The following is a 21,783-nucleotide window of genomic DNA, read 5'->3' as shown; positions in this document are numbered from 1 at the left end:
AGGAGCGCCGCTGCGGAAAGCAGGGTGCTCCTTTTTGCTGAAAGCTTAGATTACTTCTGGCCGATGGCTTTGGAATATTCGCGAACAACGTCGAATTTCTTGTCGTCGGATTTCACGTAGCCACGGTGGGAGTATACGTCGAAAATAATTTTTCCGCCTTCTGGATCTTTGCCGATATCGATGAATGCTTGAGCGATTTTGTCTTTCCACGCTTGATCCATATCTTTGCGAACGGTGACCGTGTCGTTCGGAATCGGAGAAGTGAAGGCGAGCACGCGCGTTTTTTCATAGATGTCAGGGTAGTCGGTTTTCATCTTGTAGCGGGCGTCCTGGAAGATAGCCGCGGCGTCAACTTGTCCGTTCAGCACGGCGATAATGCCTTTGTCGTGACCTTTTACTTCGATGCCCGTTACGTCTTTCTCCGGATCGACGCCGGTTTTTTTCATTTCGTTGGCCGGCCATACGAAGCCTGCGGAGGACGTTACGCCTTGCCAAGCGATTTTTTTGCCTTTCAGGTCTTTCATTTCTTTGATCGGGGAATCCGCTTTAACGATGATCATAGCTTTGTAGAAATCGACCAGGTCTTTGGTGTCGGCGCCCGTTTTGTCGTCTACGCCGTATCGTTGAGCTTGCAGCAGCAGGTCTGCCGCTTTCTTCTCGTCATGCGCCAGCACATAAGCGTTCGGAGGCAGGAAGCCGATATCGACTTGCTTGGAAGCCATCGCTTCGATAACGGTGTTGTAGTTGGTCGAGACGGATACTTTGACCGGAATGCCGAGCTTGGCGTCAAGCAGCTTCTCCAGCGGCTTCGCCTTCGCTTCCAGCGTCTCTGCGTTTTGGGATGGAACGAATTGCACTTTCAATTCTTTAGGCGTATAGCCTTTCGCAGGCGCTTCTTGCTTTTTGTCGGAAGGAGCAGGGGCTGCCGATTTGTTCTCTGTTTTCGTAGCGCAACCTGCTGCAATCCCGGCGGAAAGCACCAGGGACAAACTGACTGCTGCAAACTTTTTAAACATGGAACGGACCTCCTGTTAACTTGTTAATTAAAAATCCATTTTCTACTATACCACAGATTAGGACAGTCCATAGTAAATTTTTTGTAAAAAACACCTGAATATGTCGAAAGTTATTTTCGATCCCGATGGATGGTTCTCCGGCGCTAAATTTGATATAGTGGATTCAATTCATGGAAAAACGGAGTTGAATGCAAGGTGGTTCAAAAGCTGACAGTCACGATTCTGGAAACAAGCGACATTCACGGGGCGCTGCTTCCGATTCAGTATGCCAACAACAGCCCGACGGAAACGGGGCTGGCCAAAATCGCATCGATCATTCGCAAGGAGCGCCAGAAGGGCGGACCGATGCTGCTTATCGATAACGGGGATTTGATTCAAGGGACGCCGCTCGCGTATCATCACGCCAAACTGAACGTCGGGGTGCCGAATCCGATGATTCAGTGTCTGAATGAGCTCGGGTACGACGCGGCCGTCATCGGGAATCACGAATTCAACTATGGGATGGAGCTGCTGCGCAAAGCGGTCGGGGAATCGAGCTTCCCTTGGCTCAGCGCCAATATTGTCGATGAGGCGACGGGCGAACCGCTATTCGGCAAGCCCTATCTGGTGAAGACGCTTGAGCAAGGGCTCAAAATCGGCGTGCTGGGGCTGACGACGCCTTACATCCCGCATTGGGAGAAGCCCGAGCATATCGCGGGCCTGCGTTTTGACGATGCCGTAGAGACGGCCAAGCGGTGGGTGAAGCATTTGCGCGAGCAAGAGGGAGCGGACGTCGTGATCGTCTCTTATCACGGCGGGTTCGAACGGCATCTGGAATCCGGCGAGCCGACGGAGCCGTTGACGGGGGAAAATCAAGGCTATGCACTCTGCCGCGAGGTGAAAGGCATCGACGTGCTGCTCACGGGTCACCAGCACCGTTCAATCGGTGGAACGAGCATCAACGGGGTGACGGTCGTGCAGCCCGGCAGTGCAGGTGCGTGGCTTGGCAAAGTTACGCTCACGATGGGCTTGGAAGCGGGAAGCTGGTGCGTTCTGGAAGCTGCATCCGAGCTGGTGTCCCCGCAGGACGAAGCACCGGATTCTGCGGTGCTGGGGATCGTGGAGCCGCACGAACGCCTTGCGCAAGTATGGCTTGATCAGCCGATCGGGCGTCTGCTTGGCGATATGCGTGTTACTGATCCGATGCAGGTCCGGCTGAAGGAGCATCCGCTCATCGAGTTTATCAACCGGGTGCAGATGGAGCTGTCGGGGGCTCCGATCTCGAACACCGCGCTGTTCGACAATATCTCGCCGGGATTTCCCGAGCATATTACGATGCGGGACATCGTCTCCAATTATATTTATCCGAACACACTGCAGGTCATCCGAGTGTCGGGGCAGGATATTCGCGCCGCACTGGAGCGTTCAGCCTCGTATTTTGCCCAATATGACGGAAACGGTCCGGTGCAAGTCAGTGCGGAATTCAGGGATCCGAAGCCGCAGCATTACAATTACGACATGTGGGAGGGCATCGACTACCGGATCAACATTTCGCGCCCGGTAGGACAGCGGATCGTCGACCTGCGGTATAACGGCAAGCCGATCGATCCGGAGGCGGAATACGACGTCGTCATGAACAATTACCGGGCGGCGGGCGGCGGCAACTACCTGATGTTCCAAGGGAAGCCGGTCGTAAAGGACATTCCGACCGATATGGCGGAGCTGCTGGCTGGCTATATTATGGAACGGGGAACGATTGAAGCTTCGCTGAACCGGAATTGGGAAGTGGTTTGGGATTAAACCATTAGGAAATGTGGCAAAAAAAGAAGACTGCGGTCCTGTAGCATACAACAGGGCAGCAGTCTTCTTATACGATATCAAGCGTTAGTCTTCAATCAGTTAGCAGCGCCTTGCGGCTGCGAAGCGTCGGCAACCGACCGTTTCCGTCGGAGATTGAACACCAGATTCAGTACGATCGCCGTAAAGCTGCCGGCGACAATGCCGTTGCTGGTCAAAATTTGCACGGCTTGCGGCAGTTGGTTGAACAGTGTCGGAACAACCGTCACGCCGAGGCCCATGCCGACGGAACAGGCAATGATCAGCAGGTTCTCATGGTTGTTCAGATCGACCTGCGAGCCGAGCATGCGGATTCCGGAAGAGACGACCATACCGAACATGGCGACGGTCGCGCCGCCGAGCACGGGGGTCGGGATCAGCGTCGTCAGCGCCGCGACTTTCGGGATCAGGCCAAGGACGATCAAAATGCCGCCTGCGGCCATGATCACGTCGCGCGTCCGGACGCCGCTCATTTGGATAAGCCCGACGTTCTGCGAGTAGGTCGTATACGGGAAGGCGTTGAACAAGCCGCCGAGGATGATCGCGAGTCCTTCCGCGCGGTAGCCGCGGGTCAAATCCTCCGAGCGGATGTCACGGTCGCATATTTTGCCGAGAGCCAGAAAGACGCCGGTCGACTCCACCAGGCTGACCGCAGCAACCAGAATCATCGTCAGTATGGAGGTGATTTCAAACGTCGGCATGCCGAAGTAGAACGGATGCACCATATGAAACCAGGAAGCTTCATAGAACGGAGCGAAGCTGACTTTGCCAAGCAGCGCCGCGACAAGCGTCCCGACGATCAAGCCGAGTAGAATCGAGATTGCCCGCCAAAAGCCGGTGAAAAAGCGGTTCATGGCAATAATAAGCGCGAGCACGCCGAATGAAAGCAGCAGGTTGATCGGCGCGCCGAAATTCGGATTGCCGACCCCACCGCCCATATCGTTCAGCGCTACGGGAATGAGCGTGAGCCCGATGATCGTGACGACCGAACCGGTCACGACCGGAGGGAAGAAGCGGATCAGCTTGCCGAACAGCCCGGCGAAGAGGACGACGAACAAGCCCGCGGCCAAAATGGCGCCGTAGACGGTCGAGATGCCGTGCTGGCTCCCGATGGCGATCATCGGGCCGACGGCCGTGAACGTACAGCCAAGCACGACGGGCAGGCCGATGCCGAAGAACCGGTTGCTCCATACTTGAAGCAGGGTCGCAAGACCACAGGTTAACAGGTCGATTGAAACCAGGTAGGCGAGCTGCTCCGGCGACAGCTTCAGCGCGCTGCCGACAATCAGCGGCACGATGACGGCGCCGGCATACATGGCCAGCACGTGCTGCAGGCCGAGCGAAAACCGCCGCATCGGCGGCTGGCTGGTTGTTTTTGCATTCATAGACACAGGAAGGATACCTCCGGGAATGGATTGTTGGGCACGGATTTATACCGGATTCGTCTGCCGCTCAGGCTTGTCCGCGAACGTGACCCGTCCGTCCGCCAACGAAGCGACGGGCGCGAGCGATTCTACGCGATAGCCTGCGTCCAGAAGCTTCCGGCCCCCGGGCTGAAATGCCTTCTCGATCACGATGCCGATACCGGCCACCTCGGCACCCGCTTTCTCGGCAATCCGGGCCAACCCGAACGCCGCTTCGCCGTTGGCGAGGAAATCGTCGATCAGCAGCACTCGGTCGCCGGACGACAAAAACTTTTTGGAGACGGATACTTCGCTTTCTTCCTGCTTGGTAAAGGAATACACCTTCTCCGTAAGCAGCTCGTCCCGAAGCGTCAGCGATTTGCGCTTGCGCGCGAAAATGAGCGGCACGCCGAGCTGCAGCGCCGTCATGACGGCGGGAGCGATGCCGGATGATTCGATGGTCAGCACCTTCGTAATGCGCTCGCCGGCGAAGCGGGCGGCAAATTCCTTGCCGATCTCCATCATGAGGACGGGATCGACCTGATGGTTCAGAAACGAATCGACCTTAAGCACCTGTTCTCCGAGCACGATTCCTTCCTGCAGCACTTTGTTTTTAAGCAGTTCCATAGCTTTTTCCTCCCGAATGTCAACAAGATCCTAAGCCCGATAAACGCAAAAAGCCCGATTCGTCCGTTTCTACAATAAGAAACGGGCAATCGAGCGATACGCAAAAGCAAGAAAAGGCGCAAAACGGTCGGCCGGGCTGCAAGCAGCGCGGTCTTCCTTTCTGCGTCCGTATGTGTACCGCCCGTAGTCCTGCCGTTGCGGAGGCAGGGTAGAGACTCGCAGGCCGATTTATCCTGCAATTATACGAGCTTTTTTATATTCGTTTCCGATGCTTTACTGTATGCCATTATATACGATGCGGGCGGTTTGCGCCAGTTCAAAAATACGGGAAACGGCGTTTTCCCGGCATAAGCTTCCGTGAGGCGCAGCAGCGGACAAAATAAGGATAAAATCGTTATAAACGTTTTCCACCTTGCGGCACCACAGCCGATATGAGTTAATAGGAGATGTAGCCGGCCGGCTGACGCTTAAGGAAAGGAGTGATCAGATACAATGATTACGGTAACCGAGGTGGTCTTCGCGTAAGCGGAGACGCCAGTCAAGGGGGGCCTTCGGGCCCCTTATATATTCGCGGATGGACAATGTAAGAATCGATGGGTTATAATGTAAGAGAAATTCAGTGTCATCCAAAAAATTTCAGGTGAAGGGAGTGTCGTGCAATGGTAATAGTACTGGACACAACGAAAAAAGGAAAAGGGTTTGCTAACAAGTGAATAAGCATTTTTCTCCTTCACCGTCACCTGAACCGTCATTGAATGATACATGACATATAGAGGCATTCAGGCACGATATGGCGATCGTGTTTTTTTGTTGATAAGAATTTATAAGTTAATGCAACTTATAGCTTCGCGTCAACCTTGATAAACGCGCTTATCCTTAAATTATGACAAGGACGGCGTAGCTGTTTATCCTGGATTTCATGCCCCTAATGCTTGCGACGTCAGTTTTGCTTCGGCAAAACTCAGAGGAGGTGTAAAGATGAAAATGCTTATAACTTTCGAGGCTTTGGCCAACATGGCACGAAAGGAGGCTTTCATCGGTGGGGTACAAGAATGGGAAGGATATTTTGCCCCCTAGCCTGCTCAAGCAGCTGCAGGACTATATTCAGGGCGAAATCATTTATATACCGAAAAAAGAACAGACCCGCGCAGGCTGGGGGGAGAACAACGGCACCCGGCAGTCGATTATGCGTCGGAATTTTGAAATTTTCCGGCTGTATGAGAATGGACATACGGTCACCGATCTAATCCGTCAGTTTCATCTGTCGGAGGACAGCATTCGGAAAATCATCGTGAAAACCCGCGGACTGAATTCGCGGCAGCAGGAAACGGCGTCCACCAGGCACTAGCCGGAAGGATAGCGAAAATAATCGCAAACGGAACAAGCCAGAAGTGGACGCTTTTGGCTTTTTTCTATTGTCTTCAACCTCTTATTGTTCCGGCTGTCCGGAAGCTTTGCGCAGCTCGTTGGCCAACCGGTTAAACACTTTACGCGCCTCCTCCGATTCGGTGCAAAAATAAGCCGCCGACAAAAAGCGGATCATCTTGTTCGCATCTTCGGGACTAAGCATGGCGCTCCCCCCTTCCCCCCGTAAACTTCGGCTTATGGACAATGTATGCCAGTCTGACTTTTTCGGACAGGACACGCGGTCAAAGATAGGGCAAATCACCCGATTCCCCAAGCTTGGCTTATGGTATTATAGAAGAAAATGGAATTTCCACCAGCCGGCAACCGTCACTATGGAAGCGATTCGCCGGTTGGCTTGAAGGAGGGAACCGATCTGATCCGGGTTTTCGTCTATGGAACGCTGTTGGTCGGCGAATCGAACCATCATGTAGTCGCGCCTTACGTGCTCTCGGTCCGCCCCGGACGGGTACGCGGCGTATTATTCGATGCAGGGGCTTATCCCGGACTCGTCCTGTCAGGCTGCGGCGGCGAGACGGACATCGAAGGCGAATGGCTGGTCGTGACGCAGGAAGGTCTGCATCGGATGGATGAACTGGAGGAGTATGACGGGCCCGGCGCACGGAACGATTATGAACGCGTCTGGGTGCGCGACAGCCGGCGGGAAGAACGCGAGGGATGGATCTATTTGTGGAATGAGCCGAGGGGATATCCGCGCATTAAAGGCGGCTCCTGGCGCGAGTATGCCCGCAGGAAGCAAGAGCCTGGCAGCATGCTTTAAAACTATCGCGTCGATCAACCATACGACAATCATCCGTGCTATAATGATTTCCATAGAGCATGCACCATGAAGGAGCGCTTATGGCAGCTTATAAAATTTTATTGGCCGATGACGAAGCGGCCTTGCGGTTTTTGTTAACGGAAACGTTGGCCGAGGAAGGATACGAGCTTACCGAAGCGGAGGACGGGGCGCAGGCGCTTGCCTATTTGCAGGAGCAGCCGTTCGATTTAATTATTCTGGACTATATGATGCCCGAACGCACCGGAGTGGAAGTCTGCGAATGGCTGCGCGGCCATGCGAACCCGAATGCGGATACGCCGGTTATTCTTTTGACGGCCAAAGCGCTCGATAAGGACCGGGAACGTGCCAAGGCGGCGGGTGTTACGCAATATATCGTCAAACCGTTCAGTCCGCTGCAGCTGCTGGATACTGTGGAAGAGCTGATCCGGCGCGATGCGCGTTAATCGATAAAAATTTATACCGGAGACGGGAAGTGAAGGCTTTGCATCAAACACCCTCTGACGACCGGATGAAACGAGAGGCCCGGCTGCTGAAGGAAGGCCGGAAAAAATATATTCGCGAGCTGAATAAGCAGCTGCAGCAGCTGCGGCATTGGACCGAGGATGCGGAGCCGGAGGATGCGTTCGAGTCGGCCCGCTGGTTTTACCGGGTCGTGCATACGCTGAAAGGCAGCGCGCCGATGTTCGGTTTTGGGCGCATCGGGACGATCGCCGAAAAATTGGTCCAGCACTGGGAATGGTCGCAGGATGAGGAAGTCGTAGCGTCGCCAGCGGTTCAAGCGCGGTTTCGGCGGTGCTCGCAGGCTTCCCTTGCGGCGGTGCTCGAATTGGAATTGGAGATCGATACCATCGCACGCGAGCTGGAGCTGGATGAGCAGCAGGAGCAGCTGCAGATCAACATCACGGCTCCGCAGGGCGAACGGCTGCTTGTCATCGACGATGACGAAGTGCTGCGGACTTATCTGGTCCGGCGTCTGAAGCTGGACGGCTACGAGGTGGATGAGGCCGCAGACGTCCAATCGGCGCAGCGGCTGATCCGGGAGCGTTCGTACGACTTGATTTCGCTCGATCTCATGATGCATCCGGACAGCGGTTACGAGCTGTTCGAATTTTTGAAGGAAGACCCGAATTTGAAGCTCGTGCCCTTGATCGTGCTGTCCGGGCACAGCGACGTATATGACAAGGTCCGCTGCTTCTACTTGGGCGCAGACGACTATGTGGTCAAGCCGTTTCAATACGAAGAGCTGGCCGCCCGCATCTACAGCCTGCTCAAGCGGACCAAGACGTTCGAGCAAATGGCGTTCCGCGACCCGTTGACGGGGGTGTACAACCGGCGGTATTTTGACCACCAAATTCAAGTCGAGCTGCAGCGTGTCGCACGGTATCCCGGGACGATCTCAATGGTATTCATCGATATCGACCGGTTCAAATCGATCAACGATACGTACGGGCATCCGATCGGGGATTTGGTGCTGCAAGGCCTCGCCCATCTCCTGCAGGCGAATTTGCGCGCTACGGATCTGATCGCCCGCTTCGGAGGCGAGGAATTCGTGGTCGTGCTGCCCGGCACGTCCGCCGCCGACGCCAAAAAGACGATCGAAGGCATCTTGAGGCTGACGCATCAAGGCCCCGTGGCGCAAAACGAGGGCCAGTCGTTTCACATTACGTTCTCGGCCGGCGTGTCGGAGTGGCAGCCCGACCTTACGCTGAACGAGTGGATCCGACGGGCGGACGATGCGATGTACGAGGCCAAGCAAAACGGCCGCAACCGGGTAATGCTGTATACCGGCGACGCTTCCGGTACGGAGACGGACAAGGCTGTGCGCAAGATGGTGCTGATTGCTGACGACGACAATATTTTACGCTCGATTCTGATGGCGAAGCTCAAGCACCTGCCGATTGACTTCAAGGAGGCGTCCGATGGGGAAGAGGCTTATTTGACGCTGCTTGGCAGCCCGGTCGATCTGTGTATTCTCGACGGCGTGATGCCGCGTCTCGACGGGTACGGCGTGCTCGAACGGATGAGGGACCGCGGCACGCGGCCACCCCATACGAAAGTGCTCGTTCTTTCGGGGCGCAGCCGGGAGGAGGATACGAGCCGGGGAATGCAGCTTGGAGCGAATGCGTATATGCACAAACCGTTTTCCATGGTTGAACTGGAGCTCAAGGTGAAGGAATTGCTGGAATTAAACTGAGACCGTGACGGCGACCTGTCACGGTTTTTTCGTTTTTTACTATAAAAAATAGGACTTCCGACCGATATAATATGTGATAAAGAGTATAGCTTCGACCTTAGTGAATAGGATGTGAGCTTTTTGTTATCCACGAAGCCCGATGTGTTAGCGATTAAAAACCGGATGTCCTTGCCGGTGGCGTTCGGAACGTACTTGTTGGCCGTGCTCGCATGCGCTTTGTTCCGATGGATGCATGTATTTGAGTCCAAGCACGATTTGCTGGCTTACGAAATGCTTCTGAATGTGTTTTTGGGGGCTCCGCTGCTTCTGTTAGTCGTCGCTGGGGTGTTATTTTGGCGGGGGCATCAACGTTACGTTCCGCTGTTCAATGCGCTGTCCATGACATTCACGAGTATGGCGATGATTGTCGGATCGGGCGGGATGGTCGAATTTTATTTCTCGATCTTCATGGTTATCGCTTTGATGGCCTTTTATGAAGATACGAAGCTGATTTGGCTTATGACGGCTTTGTTCGCCCTGCAATACATCGCCGCCTACTGGCTGTATTCGGAGCTTGTGTTCGGCAAGGAAGGGTACGGATTCGAAATGCTGGCGATTCATGCCGTGTTCCTTTTGCTGACAGCGGGAACAACCGTATGGCAAATCACAAAGAAAAAGGAAACCGTGGCGATGCTTGAAGAGGATAAGCAGGAGAAGCAGAAGCTGCTCAGCAATATTCTAAACAAGCTGACGGACAGCTCCGAGCAACTCGTCGATTATGTGGGACGGCTCAATGAGAACACCGAGCAGACGCTGCTGGCGAACCGCCAGATCATGACCTCGATGGAAAACATGGCGACGGGAACGGAAGAGCAGGCGCAGACCAGCAAAGACAGCGCGCGCGCGATGGAAGAGATGTCAATCGGCGTACAGCGCGTGGCCGAATCGTCGGCGACTGTCTCGGAGGCGTCGCTCAACATGGTGGAGGAAGCGGAGAAAGGGAACGATACGATCGGTCAAGCGGTATCGCAGCTCGGCGCTTTGAAAAGCTCCTCGACGGAAGTGTCTGCCGCTTTGCAGCGACTGGAGAAGCAGTCCGTCGAAATCGGAGAGATCGCTACGCTGATTTCCGGGGTAGCTTCCCAAACGAACCTGCTTGCGCTGAATGCGGCCATCGAAGCGGCCCGGGCGGGAGAGCACGGAGCGGGCTTCGCCGTGGTGGCGCGCGAGGTTAGGAAGCTCGCGGAGCAAGCGGAAGCGTCGGCGGGGCAAATCACGCAGCTGATCGAAGAGATCCAGCAGGCGACGGTATCGGCCGTATCGGTGATGAGAGCAAGCGCAGGTCAGGTCGAAACGAGTCATACGGCGGTGAACGAAGCCGGGGACGTATTCCGGCTCATTGTAGATGAAGCGAAAAAAGTAAGCGATCAAATCCAGGATATTTCGGCGGCTGCCCAGCAAATGTCGGCAGGGTCGGAGCAGGTGACGGCGGCCTTGAACGAGGTGGCGCGCATTTCCGACGACAGTGCGGCAGGGGCGAATCATGTGCTCTCCTCGTCGCAGGAGCAGCTATCGGCGATGGAGTCGATCACCGCTTCGACGGAAGGGCTTACACGGCTCGCGAAGGAGCTGGAGACGATCTGCCACGAGCTGCAAACGGAACGGAAGAAGAATATGTCTTCTTTATAAAGTAGATGGATTACAATGAAAAGCATCCCGCTTCGCTGCCGTGAAGGCAAAGGAAGCGGGATGCTTTCGTTCGTGATCCGGCTTACAGGTCGTCCCAGTTCAGGTTGGACGATTTGCTGTAGTTGGTCACCTTTTGCTCGAAAAAGTCCGTCTTCATGCTGTTCATGTTGCTGAACGTCTCGACCCATTTCATCGGGTGCTCGACGACATCGGGGTACAAAATTTCCAAACCGAGTTTGCGCAGGCGCTCGTTGGACAAATATTTGATGTACTGTTCGATGATGTCATTGCTCAGGCCGTGAATGTTGTTGTTCGTGATGTATTGGCCCCACTCGATCTCGTGCTGGACAGCCGTCTTCATCATCTGACGCAGGTCCTCGATCAGCTCGTCCGTGAACAGCTCCGGATTTTCCTTGCGGATTTCCCGGAAAATGTTCTGGAACAGCGCCAGATGCGTCAGCTCGTCGCGCTGAATGTACTTGATCTCCGAGACGGTGCCGAGCATTTTGCCTTGGCGTCCAAGCGCATAGAAGAAGCTGAAGCCGCTGTAAAAATAAATGCCTTCGAGAATGTAATTGGCCATGATGGTGCGCATCAGGTTTTCCGTGGAAGGCGTCTCGATGAACTGTTCGTACAGGTCGGTGATGAACCGGTTGCGGCGCAGCAGATGCTTGTCCTCGCGCCACTGGTTGTAGATGTCGTCGCGCACTTCCGCCGAGCAGACGCTGTCGAGGATGTACGAATAGCTCTGGCTGTGCACGGCTTCCTGGAACGTCTGCACCGTCAGGCACAGGTTGACTTCCGGAGCCGTGATGTACTCGTTGATGTTCGGCAGGTTGGCCGTTTGCAGCGAATCCAGGAAGATCAGGAAGCTGATGATCTTGTCGTAGCTTTGGCGTTCTATAGGCGAAAGGAATTTATAGTCCTTCGCATCCTGCGCGAGCGGGATTTCCTCGGGAATCCAGAAGTTGTTCATCATCGTGCGGTACATCTTGGTTGCCCAGTCGTATTTGACGTTGTTCAGCTCGATCAGGTTCGTCGTGTTGCCGCCGATCATGCGGCGCTTGCCCCAATCGCGGTCGCCGTTCTCGTTAAAAAGCTTTTTCTTTTGAAGCTCCATAAGTGGATTCTACCCCCTAAGTCCCCCTGCAAGGGGGACCCCAGGGGGCGTTGCCCCCTGGACCCCCAAAGCTGTCGTAGGCTCGACAATGTGCAGGAGATGTATGTTTGATGGTGGATCGCTTTCGTACCTAAGACTCTTTGCATCGGCAAAGAGTCTTAGGTACACGCTTTACGTTGAGAGCGTTGGAGTTCATTGGGCGGCGCGCTTCGCTGCCGCCCGCGAACTCCGGGTTTTTTCGTTGGGGAGGCGTGCTTAAGCGCACCCGGCCCGTTAGGATAGCGAAAATGTTCATCTATGCGCTGCAGCTTACGCAATCCTCGACTTCGAGGCTTTTGTTGCGGCAGTAGTAGACGGTTTTCAAGCCGTGCTTCCAAGCGGCCATGTACATTTCCAGGAACTCGCGGGCGGACAGCTCCGGCGTGATGTACAGGTTGAACGATTGCGATTGGTCGATATGGCGCTGACGGGCGCCGGCGGCGCGGATGCTCCAGTGCTGGTCGATCCGGTGCGCTTCCTTGTAGAACCACATCGTCTCCGGGCCCAGGTTCGGCGCGGTTTGCGGGATGACGGCGTTCTTCTTCTCCTCGACGAAAAACTTGTTGAAGATCGGGTCGATCCCGGCCGTCGAGCCGGCGATGAGCGACGTGGATGCCGTCGGCGCGATGGCGAACATCCAGCCGTTGCGGACGCCGTGTTTCGCGACCTGTTCTTTCAATTCAAGCCATTCCGGGCTGTTGTAGCTGCGGGCTTCGAAGTATTCGCCGGTCTGCCATTCGCTGCCCTCGAATACGGGATAGGCGCCTTTTTCTTTGGCGATTTCCATCGACGCTTTGATGGCGTAGTAGTTCATCCACTCGTACACTTCGTCGGCTTTCTGCACGTGCTCATCGGATTCCCATTGAATTTTGAGCTGAGCCAGCATTTGATGGTAACCGCTGGAGCCGAGGCCGACGGCGCGGTACTTTTTATTCGTAATTTCCGCTTGCGGAATCGGGTAGTAGTTCAGGTCGATAACGTTGTCCATCATTCGCATCTGCGTCGTGACGACGCGCTTGATGTCTTCCTTCGTATAGACGCGGCCGAGGTTGGTCGAAGACAGGTTGCAGACGACGAAATCGCCGCTTTTCACCTTCGTCGTAATGATGCCGTCCTCGTGCTCCGTCTGGATCATCTCGGTGGCGCTCATATTTTGGCAAATTTCGGTACACAGGTTCGAGCAGTAAATCATGCCCTTGTGCTTGTTCGGGTTGGCGCGGTTCACCGTATCGCGGAAGAACACGAACGGCGTGCCGGTTTCAAACGAGCTGGTCAGGATGCGCTTCATAATGTCGATGGCCGGAATTTCGTCCTTCGAAATTTTGTCGTCGTTCACGCAATCCCAGTAGCGACTTTCGAATTCCTCGCCCCACGAATCCTCGATCGAGTAGCCCTTGATCTTGCGCACTTCGTGCGGATCGAACAAGTACCACGTGCCGCGCTCCTCGAGCGTTTTCATGAACAGATCGGGGATACAGACGCCCGGGAAAATATCGTGGGCCTTCATCCGGTCGTCGCCGTTGTTCGTCTTCAGGTTCAGGAAGTCCAAAATATCCTTATGCCACACGTCAAGGTAGACGGCGACGGCTCCGGAACGGACACCGAGCTGGTCGACGGCGATGGCCGTATTGTTGTAGTTCTTGATCCAAGGCACGACGCCGCCGGCGACGCCCTTGAACCCGCGGATGTTGGAGCCGCGGCTGCGCACTTTGCCGACGTAGATGCCCATGCCGCCGCCGTGCTTGGATACCTGCGCAAAGCTTTGGTCTACGTTGTAGATGCCCCACAGGTTGTCGGGTACCGTATCGATAAAACAGCTGGAGAGCTGATGCAGCGGCTTGCGGGCGTTCGCCAGCGTCGGCGTCGCTACCGTCATCTCCAGATTGCTGAGCACGTCGTAGAACTGCTTCGCCCAATGCAGCTTATCTGTTTCCTTCATGGCCAGGTGCATCGCCACGCCCATGAACAGCTCCTGCGGAAGCTCCAGCACTTCCTTGTCCACTCCCTTGATCAAATAGCGGTCGGCGAGCGTCTTGAGGCCGATGTAGTTCAGCAGGTAATCGCGCTCCGGCTTGATGTAAGCGCCAAGCTCCTGAATTTCTTCCCGGCTGTAGTGCTCCAGAACGTATTTGCCGTACAAGCCCGTATCGGTCAAATAGGTGATTAGCGAATACAGATCGCCGTAGCCGAAATGGCCGTACTTGCGGTTTAAGCGGGCTTCCTTATAAAGATCGTATGTGAGCAGCTTGGCGGCGACATACTGCCAGTTCGGCTGCTCGACGCTTGTTTTTTCTACGGCTACCTGAATGAGCAGGCGTTGGATTTCCTGGGTCGTAATCCCGTTGCGGAATAAGGGCAGCAGAGCGGTTTCCAGCTCCAGCGGATCGCATTCCGGATAAGTTTCGCACGCGAAGTCGATGACCTTTTTCATTTTGGAGAACACGAGTTCTTCCTTCGTGCCGTCCCGTTTTACGATGATCATGCATTCAGCTCCTTTGGAATGTTCAAAGAAAAAGCATGCCGCTGCCTTGCAGGCAGACGCATGCCGCTAACGCTTTGTACGAAGCGTTAAAGGTGTGGTCACAGGCAGAGTTCGCGCTTCGAAGCTTCCTGTCGTTCTGCGGTTCGCCCTCGATTGGGCCTAGGGAACCGTACGGGTGCGGCTTCGTTGCCATGGCGGCACTTTGACAAGTTTTCCACAATATGTCGTAGTTATTGGTTATTGCACCTACAATATGTAGTTTTTTTAAGAAGCAATATCATGAATTTACCGCATCGTCGCTTCTCTGTCAATCTATTCATTCGGCCGATAATCGCCAATTGATTGGGACAAAATCGCGAAAAAACGCCGAATTTGGTTTGTTATTGCGTTTTATGCTACATTTACTATGTGCTGTGGGAAACCTGCCTTTTTTTGTGATAAAAATTGAGGTCATGGGATGATAATATCGGGTCTCCGGTGAACGATAGGAGGAATAACGAATGGAATGGAGAGGGAATTGGGGAGGGACGTACATAAGGCTCGCCTTATGGCTGCTGATTGTCTGGCTCGGCTTCATGTGCCTGCTTGGGTCTGCGGCCCCGGCCGGAGCTCACGCCTCCCTCGTGCAGACGGTTCCGGCAAACGGCGCGGAGCTGGAGAAGCCGCCGGAGCAGGTGGTCTTGACGTTTAACGAGCGTCTGGAGGAGGGACTGTACTATTTAAGGGTCTACGACGGCAGCAAGCGCAAGGTGACGGACAAAACGGCTGTGATGAACGATACCCGCACGGCCTTGACCCTGGACCTTCCTGGACTCACCAAAGGCATCTATGTGGTGACTTATCACGTCATCTCCGCCGACGGGCATCCCGTGGACGGCACTTATTTGTTCGCGGTCGGCCAAAGTCTGGATCAGCCGTCGGGCGTCGGCGGCAGCGCACCTGCGATTGAGCATTTGCACCGTCACGACGGTCCGATGAGTACGTTTGGAGTGAAGGATGTACTGCAATTCGGCTCGCGTATTTTGTTTTATTTGGCGTTGCTCGGCTTTACGGGCTGGCTGCTCTGGCTTCGCTGGTTCGTTCCCGGAGAAAAAACAGATCCGGCCCGCGTCCGGCTGAAACAGTGGGCGGAACGGCTGCAGCAGCTCTATTTGATCGCATATATTTTGTTCATGTGGGCGCATATGGGCGATCTGATCGGCGACGGGGGAGCGGAAGGTCTGCTGCGTTTGTTCACCCAAACGACGGTCGGCTACGCCTGGCTCGGAGGACTGCTGCTGGCGCTGCTGTCCTTTGTCGTTCTGTACCGCAGCATCTTTTTCGACTATATCTGGCTTGCGCTCGTCTGGTTCGCCAAAAGCCTGCTCGGGCATGCGGCCGCGTTCGAACCGAAAAGCGAAACGCTGGTGCTGGACTGGCTTCATCTGGCCGCCTCTTCGGTATGGGTCGGGGGCTTGCTGATGCTGCTCGTCTTATGGCGTACGGATAAGGAGCTGGGCAAACGGTTCCTTCCGAACTTCTCTACGGCGGCGCTGATCAGCATCCTGCTGCTGACCGTCTCCGGCGTGCTGACCGTGTTCATTTTTCTCCCGGACGTACGGTATATCGTGGAGACAGGGTGGGGCAAGCTGCTTCTGGCGAAGACCGGGCTCGTACTGCTGGTCGTCGTGACCGCGGCGCTGATCCGCTTCTTGTTCCGCAAAAGCAGCGAACGGCGTGCAGGCCGTCTGCTTGGAGTCGATGCCGTGCTGATGGCGCTTATTGTCGGCATCGTCGGCGTATTTACTTATTTAACCCCGCTTCCGGCCAATGAACGGATGAACTGGCATGTGATGGGCGAGAAGATCCATATGACCGCGCAGATCAGTCCGAAGGTGCCGGGCGTCAACGATTTTACCGTAAAAGTGTGGCTGCCCGAAAAGCTCGGCAAACCGAAGCAGGTGATCATGAAGCTGCAGGCGACGGACAATCCGGAAATTGCGCCGTTCCTGGTGCCTGTCGAATATACGGAGGATGTGAGCTTCGAGGAGTCGTTCGGGTTAAAAAGACATACGTACAAAACGCGCGGAGCTTATTTGCCTTATCCCGGCCATTGGAAGCTGGAGGTACGGGTTCTTGACAGCAATGACGACGAAACGGTATATGAACATATGTTCCGCGTCTATTGATCGTCATTTCAAACGGGATCATGTTGAATTGGTTCGTTTTATGTCGATGAATATGGGTCTTTATGACTAAAGTCCTCTTGTTCTTTTGGTTCTGGAGAATTAGAATAAAAAGAAAACCTTTCGTATGAGGAAGCAGAGGAGCGACATGGCAAAAAAACGGAGTCCTGCAGGTTCGGGGCTGCTGCGGGAATGGCGGCATAAACTGCACCGGCACGCTGCGCTTCTGCATTTGTTGTGTGTGATGGCTGGCGTGGAAATCGTGCTGCTTTCGCTCAAACAGTTGCTTGGTGCGCCTAATGACCCGTTGGACTTTATTACATCGGGCTTGACCGTGCTGTTGGTTGCGCCGATTCTTAGCGCGGCCGTTCGAAACAACAGCGTCAAGCCGATTCGAGCGCTGGCCCCGGCCGTCGTGATTATGGCGTTCGCAGAGATTGTGGCATTGGCGGTGCGCTTTGTGTCGTGGCAAACCGTCGACTTGATGAGAACAACGGTCGATTTGGCGGGTCTCGCTCTGCTCACGACGCCGATCCTTTATTTTGTGCTGACGGATATGCGCAACCGGGAATTAACGGTACGCCAGCTTACGTACCTCGCCTATCACGATATGCTGACCGGGTTGCCGAACCGCCAGAAGTTCCAGCAAAGCGTCGGCAAGTCAATCCGGGCCGCAAAGCTGTCGGGGCGCAAGCTGTCCGTGATGTTCATCGATCTGGACCGGTTTAAGAACGTCAACGATACGTTCGGTCATGCGTTCGGCGATCTTCTGTTGGCGGAAGCGGCGGAACGGCTCAAGAGCGGACTGCAGGCAGGCGATTGCGTGTCGCGGCAGGGCGGGGACGAATTTACCGTGCTGATCGAGGATGCGTCGCAGCCGCAGGACATCGAAAAGGCGGCGCAGAAAATCATCCATCTGCTCAGCCAGCCCTTTGCTATAGACGGCCACGAGCTTCGTGTGGGCTGCAGTATCGGAATCGCGATGTATCCGCAAGACGGGGAAGATCCCATTACGCTCATGAAAAATGCCGATACGGCCATGTACCAGGCCAAGGAGCTCGGGAAAAACGGCTACCGGTTCTACAAGGCCGAGATGAACGATACGGTCATTCAGAAGCTGGTAATGGAAGAGTGGCTGAACAAAGCGCTGGAGCAGGATGAGTTTGTCCTGTATTACCAGCCGCAGGTCGATATTTTCACGACCCGCATGAACGGAATGGAAGCCCTCATCCGTTGGAATCATCCGCGGCTAGGCTTTATCTCGCCGGGTGAATTTATTCCGCTGGCCGAAGAGACGGGATTGATCATTCCGATCGGACAATGGGTGCTGCGGACGGCCTGCAAGCAGAACAAAGCGTGGCAGCTTGCCGGGTTTCCGCCGCTGAAGATGGCGGTGAACATCTCTCCGATTCAGTTTCACCAGCACGATTTCGTTCAGGTGGTTCTCGACGCGCTGCAGGAAAGCGGGCTGGAGCCGCGGTATTTGGAGCTGGAAATTACCGAAAGCATTGCGATGTACCACGTAGATCAAGTCATTCAAAAGCTGCAAACCTTGCGCGAGCTCGGCGTACATATCTCGATGGACGATTTCGGCACCGGCTATTCGTCCCTCGGTTATCTCAAGAAGTTTCCGATCGACAAGCTCAAAATTGCGCAGCAGTTCGTCCGCGACATTACGGTCGATCCGGACGACGCCGCCATCGTCCGGGCGATTATGGCGATGGCGCTCAGCTTGAAGCTGAACGTTATTGCCGAAGGGGTCGAGACGGAGGAGCAGCTCTCCTTCCTGCTCGATATCAAATGCAGGGAAATTCAAGGCTATATTTACAGCAAGCCGGTTCCGGCCAACGAGTTTACCGATCTGATAGCTGCGGCCTTCGGCTTGACGGATCAAGCAACAAATAAGCGTTCCAGCCTCGCCTAATGCGAAGCCGGAACGCTTGTTTATTTTTTGGCTGCAAGGGGAGGCCGCCGCATCCTAGAGGCATGGTAGCGACCGCTTCGGGCGATCAGGCCTTCGTTTCCTGCCAAGCTTGCGGATGACCTTCGCCGACATACTGCGCAGCCGCGGCGTTGGCGATGACCTGCTGGCTGTTTTTGCAGCCCGGAATCACCGCGCTGACCGCAGGATGCTTCAGGCACCAGGCCAGCGCCCAAGTTGCCATGTCCATGCCTTCCGGCACTTCGTGCTCGCGGATGCGCTTCACTTCTTCCAGCTTCAGCCGCGTTTGCTCCGGGTCGTGCCGATGGCGGACGTCGTTCTCCGCAAACGAGGCGCCGGGATTGTATTTGCCGCTCAGGTAGCCGCTGGCCAGCGGCACGCGCGCCAGCACGCCGAGCCCTTGGCGCTCGCAGGACGGGAAGACCCGCTCCTCCGGCTTGCGGTCGAGCCGGTTGTAAACGACTTGAATGACCTTCGAATTCACGCGTTCGGAGGCGTCCGTCTGATGGAGGTTGTCGTTGCTGCCGATGGACGTGCCGAGATGCCGTATTTTTCCGGCCTGTACTTGTTTGTCCAGCAAGGTCCACAGCTCGTCTTGATCGAAGGCTTCGTCTGTGCCCGAATGAAACTGATAAAGATCTATGTAGTCCGTCTGGAGCGCTTTGAGCGAGGCATCGAGCTGTGCCAGCACTGCCTGCGGCGACCATTCCTGAGTCCGGTCCAGATGGGCGTGAAATTTATGCCCGAACTTGGTGGCAATGACCCAGTCTTCGCGACGGCCCCGGGAGATGTAGCTTCCGATGAGCGATTCGGACGTATGGTCCCCGTAGCATTCCGCGGTGTCGATCAGGTTGATGCCGCACGCTTTGGCTTCGTCCAGAATCGCATCCGCTTCCTCCTGGCTAAACGGCTTGCCCCATTCACCGCCGAACTGCCATGTGCCGACCCCGATGACGGACACCTTCATGTTTGTTTTGCCCAGCTTCCGGTATTTCATCGATAATCCCTCCTTGAGCGATTGATTTTTGCGCTTCCTCCTGATTTTACCTAATTCGCTAGCTTGCTTCAAATGTGTGATAGAAGGCAGGGGATCATCCTGCCGCGCATTGTGTCGAGTGGGCCGATTTCTAATTTTAAGGTTCTGTTAATACTCTTTTTCTTCGTATCCGGTATAGTTAAGGGAAACGACATTGAGAAGGCGAGGGAGAAGCTCTTGAACCGAATGATGCGATGGGCAAAGGAATGGGGAGCGCCGCTTGGCTTGGCTGTCATCATCAGCTTTTCGTTCAACACGTATGTGGCGCAGGGGATGAAGGTGCCGACCGGTTCGATGCTGCCGACCATTCAGCTCGACGATAAAGTGTTTGTGGAAAAAATGGTCGCGCTGACCGATTTTAAGTTCGGCGATATCGTCGTCTTTTATCCGCCGCTCAAGGGAGAGGAAGACAAGCGCTACATCAAGCGGCTGATCGGACTGCCTGGCGATACGATTGAGGTGAAGGAAGGCGCGCTGTTTCGTAACGGCGAGAAGGTGGACGAGCCTTATGTGAAGGAGCCGATGAAATACCAATTCGGCCCGGTTCAAGTGCCGGAAGGGAAGTATTTGTTCCTTGGCGATAACCGCAACGACAGCTTGGATTCGCATCTATGGCCGACGCCGTTCGTGGACAAAAGCAAGCTTGTCGGCAAGGCGCTGTTCCGTTATTACCCGTTCGATCAGTTCGGGGAGATTAAGTAGCAGGAATCCAGCACCTAGCCATTGAGCTAAGTGCTGGTTTTGCTTTTCTGACTGCTTCAAAATATGTATTTGATTTATAATTCAATACCTCATAGCCTCGCGTTGGAGAACTTCTGCTTTTTGTTCTATAAAATTTGATCTCGCCAATATTCCAATCGCTACTGACACTATAGTAGCCACAGCAGCTATTATATATATTACTGTAATGCCGAAAGTATCTGCCACCCATCCAAGAGAAAGCAATGAAGTGCTAAAAACTACATTGTTTACTACTTCAAGGCAAGACATGACCTTGGGTAGTTTTTCTTCTTGGACATTTTCTTGTAACAACGTTTTTCTAATTACTGCGGTAACTTGTATTGGCGGCCCCATCAAAAACATCAGCGCCATAGCTACGAAAGGGTTGATGTTAAATGCGAATATTCCTGCAATTATCGCGTAAATCCCAAGTCCCCACAACATTAATGGGAACTTTCTATTCTTAAAATACTTAGAAATTGAAACTACAAGCATTCCACCTAGGATTGAGCCAGCAAAGAAAGAGCCATTCATTATCCCCCACCAACTCTCATCTTTGTGGAGGACTTGAACGCAAAAGGCCAACACAAAAGCGCCAATCCAAGCTGTTCCCCCAATTGTATCTATCGCATCGACCATAAAAACAGTTCTAGTTTTCTTGTCCTGAAAAGATATCTTCCATCCTTCCGCAAATTGCGACCATTTTGAAACTTTATCATTGGATGTCTTGGAGTCAACGTCAGTATGATCCTTGATCCAAAAAGCAAGAAGCATAGCAATAAACAATGCGACTAAAACGATAACCATGGAATTAAATGTACCTAGCATAATCACCAAGACACCGCTGAAAGCCCAACTGGAACATTTGATGATTTGGTCGCTAGTAGATACCAATCCATTTACTTTCACTAAAGCGTCTTTGGAAGCTAGTCGAGGAATCAAAGAATTTCTACAAGGTTTCACCCATCCGTCAAAAAATGAGATTAAAAAAATATTTGAATATCAAGTTACCTCAGCAAAAACCTTCACATACGAACGTTTGTTTGATACACTAATTACAAATAAATGTTCGGGAGAGATTGGCATGGCTCAACAAGAATTGATGACGTTGAAGAGATTTCAAGAAAAGTTTCATTCGGATGACGCATGTCGCGAGCATCTGTTCCAGATCCGCTGGGCGAACGGCTTCTGCTGTCCCAAATGCGAACATACTGCATTCTACTTTCTGGAAACCCGCAAGCTGTATCAATGCACGCGCTGCAAGCACCAGGCGTCTGTTACTGCCGGGACGATTATGCATAAGTCTCACACTCCACTGCTGACCTGGTTTTGGGCGATTTTCCTTGTAGC

At 54.1% G+C, this 21,783-nt stretch carries 19 protein-coding genes and 1 riboswitch; of the genes, 10 read left to right on the top strand and 9 right to left on the bottom strand.

All coding sequences use genetic code 11. The features are described from left to right. Positions 1 to 50: 50 nt before the first annotated feature. The gene (locus BLO51_RS24565; protein ID WP_090676039.1) at positions 51 to 1,016 is read right to left on the bottom strand and encodes a phosphate/phosphite/phosphonate ABC transporter substrate-binding protein; all 966 of its coding nucleotides are present in this window, start codon (positions 1,014 to 1,016) and stop codon (positions 51 to 53) included. Between the two features lie 195 nt (positions 1,017 to 1,211). Between BLO51_RS24565 and BLO51_RS24560 the strand changes: the two genes are divergently transcribed. After that, positions 1,212 to 2,795, top strand: a complete 1,584-nt coding sequence (locus tag BLO51_RS24560) for a bifunctional metallophosphatase/5'-nucleotidase (protein WP_090676038.1) — start codon at positions 1,212 to 1,214, stop codon at positions 2,793 to 2,795. A gap of 95 nt (positions 2,796 to 2,890) precedes the next feature. Here the strand turns inward: BLO51_RS24560 and BLO51_RS24555 are convergent, their stop codons facing one another. Next, entirely contained in the window at positions 2,891 to 4,216 is a 1,326-nt protein-coding gene (locus BLO51_RS24555) for a nucleobase:cation symporter-2 family protein (protein ID WP_090676036.1), read from the bottom strand. Positions 4,217 to 4,261: 45 nt separating this feature from the next. Continuing rightward, positions 4,262 to 4,861 (bottom strand): xanthine phosphoribosyltransferase, encoded by a 600-nt coding sequence (locus tag BLO51_RS24550; RefSeq protein ID WP_090676034.1) that lies wholly within the window; start codon positions 4,859 to 4,861, stop codon positions 4,262 to 4,264. A gap of 164 nt (positions 4,862 to 5,025) precedes the next feature. After that, a riboswitch (purine riboswitch) is annotated at positions 5,026 to 5,128 on the bottom strand. Between the two features lie 772 nt (positions 5,129 to 5,900). Here BLO51_RS24550 and BLO51_RS24545 point away from each other — a divergent pair. Continuing rightward, positions 5,901 to 6,209, top strand: a complete 309-nt coding sequence (locus BLO51_RS24545) for a CD3324 family protein (RefSeq protein ID WP_010499607.1) — start codon at positions 5,901 to 5,903, stop codon at positions 6,207 to 6,209. Between the two features lie 81 nt (positions 6,210 to 6,290). On the opposite strand, the gene BLO51_RS24540 is transcribed toward BLO51_RS24545, so the two are convergent. Continuing rightward, entirely contained in the window at positions 6,291 to 6,431 is a 141-nt protein-coding gene (locus tag BLO51_RS24540; protein ID WP_090676032.1) for an N-acetylmuramoyl-L-alanine amidase, read from the bottom strand. Between the two features lie 210 nt (positions 6,432 to 6,641). Between BLO51_RS24540 and BLO51_RS24535 the strand changes: the two genes are divergently transcribed. The 4 genes from BLO51_RS24535 (at position 6,642) to BLO51_RS24520 (ending at position 10,929) form a co-directional block, all read left to right on the top strand. Further along, on the top strand, positions 6,642 to 7,046 hold the full coding sequence (locus BLO51_RS24535) for a gamma-glutamylcyclotransferase family protein (protein WP_090676068.1): 405 nt from the start codon (positions 6,642 to 6,644) through the stop codon (positions 7,044 to 7,046). An 80-nt stretch (positions 7,047 to 7,126) separates the two neighbouring features. Then, complete coding sequence (locus BLO51_RS24530; RefSeq protein WP_090676030.1) at positions 7,127 to 7,510, top strand: response regulator; 384 nt, start codon at positions 7,127 to 7,129, stop codon at positions 7,508 to 7,510. 65 nt (positions 7,511 to 7,575) lie between these two features. Beyond that, positions 7,576 to 9,261: a diguanylate cyclase gene (locus BLO51_RS24525; protein ID WP_245719807.1), complete on the top strand. Its 1,686-nt coding sequence runs from the start codon at positions 7,576 to 7,578 to the stop codon at positions 9,259 to 9,261. Between the two features lie 141 nt (positions 9,262 to 9,402). After that, complete coding sequence (locus BLO51_RS24520) at positions 9,403 to 10,929, top strand: methyl-accepting chemotaxis protein (protein WP_245719806.1); 1,527 nt, start codon at positions 9,403 to 9,405, stop codon at positions 10,927 to 10,929. Positions 10,930 to 11,011: 82 nt separating this feature from the next. Here BLO51_RS24520 and BLO51_RS24515 read toward each other — a convergent pair whose 3' ends face one another. From BLO51_RS24515 to BLO51_RS29930, 3 genes are all read right to left on the bottom strand, one after another. After that, complete coding sequence (locus BLO51_RS24515; RefSeq protein ID WP_090676027.1) at positions 11,012 to 12,049, bottom strand: ribonucleotide-diphosphate reductase subunit beta; 1,038 nt, start codon at positions 12,047 to 12,049, stop codon at positions 11,012 to 11,014. Positions 12,050 to 12,344: 295 nt separating this feature from the next. Next, the gene (locus tag BLO51_RS24510) at positions 12,345 to 14,570 is read right to left on the bottom strand and encodes a ribonucleoside-diphosphate reductase subunit alpha (RefSeq protein WP_090676025.1); all 2,226 of its coding nucleotides are present in this window, start codon (positions 14,568 to 14,570) and stop codon (positions 12,345 to 12,347) included. A 22-nt stretch (positions 14,571 to 14,592) separates the two neighbouring features. Then, positions 14,593 to 14,763, bottom strand: coding sequence for a hypothetical protein (locus tag BLO51_RS29930; protein ID WP_217266786.1), 171 nt, complete (start codon positions 14,761 to 14,763; stop codon positions 14,593 to 14,595). A 307-nt stretch (positions 14,764 to 15,070) separates the two neighbouring features. On the opposite strand from BLO51_RS29930, the gene BLO51_RS24505 reads away from it, so the two are divergent. Together BLO51_RS24505 and BLO51_RS24500 are read left to right on the top strand one after the other, a co-directional pair. Next, a complete protein-coding gene (locus tag BLO51_RS24505) occupies positions 15,071 to 16,738 on the top strand; it encodes a copper resistance CopC/CopD family protein (RefSeq protein ID WP_174551313.1) in 1,668 nt (555 codons plus the stop codon). A 145-nt stretch (positions 16,739 to 16,883) separates the two neighbouring features. Next, positions 16,884 to 18,659 (top strand): putative bifunctional diguanylate cyclase/phosphodiesterase, encoded by a 1,776-nt coding sequence (locus BLO51_RS24500; RefSeq protein ID WP_090676024.1) that lies wholly within the window; start codon positions 16,884 to 16,886, stop codon positions 18,657 to 18,659. A gap of 85 nt (positions 18,660 to 18,744) precedes the next feature. Here BLO51_RS24500 and BLO51_RS24495 read toward each other — a convergent pair whose 3' ends face one another. After that, a complete protein-coding gene (locus BLO51_RS24495) occupies positions 18,745 to 19,674 on the bottom strand; it encodes an aldo/keto reductase (protein ID WP_090676022.1) in 930 nt (309 codons plus the stop codon). 225 nt (positions 19,675 to 19,899) lie between these two features. Here BLO51_RS24495 and lepB point away from each other — a divergent pair, with 225 nt between their 5' ends. Continuing rightward, the gene (lepB, locus tag BLO51_RS24490) at positions 19,900 to 20,415 is read left to right on the top strand and encodes a signal peptidase I (RefSeq protein ID WP_090676020.1); all 516 of its coding nucleotides are present in this window, start codon (positions 19,900 to 19,902) and stop codon (positions 20,413 to 20,415) included. Positions 20,416 to 20,496: 81 nt separating this feature from the next. Here the strand turns inward: lepB and BLO51_RS24485 are convergent, their stop codons facing one another. Next, entirely contained in the window at positions 20,497 to 21,240 is a 744-nt protein-coding gene (locus BLO51_RS24485; protein ID WP_090676019.1) for an MFS transporter, read from the bottom strand. On the opposite strand from BLO51_RS24485, the gene BLO51_RS30585 reads away from it, so the two are divergent. Next, the coding region (locus BLO51_RS30585) for a transposase (protein ID WP_245719805.1) at positions 21,239 to 21,783 on the top strand (545 nt) is incomplete at its 3' end. The two genes, BLO51_RS24485 and BLO51_RS30585, sit on opposite strands and share 2 nt — an antisense overlap.

Origin of the sequence: Paenibacillus tianmuensis (assembly GCF_900100345.1) — a bacterium.
Taxonomy (GTDB): Bacteria; Bacillota; Bacilli; order Paenibacillales; family NBRC-103111; genus Paenibacillus_G; species Paenibacillus_G tianmuensis.
The sequence above is the reverse complement of the archived record's forward strand: the minus strand, read 5'-3'. Positions and strand labels throughout refer to the sequence as shown.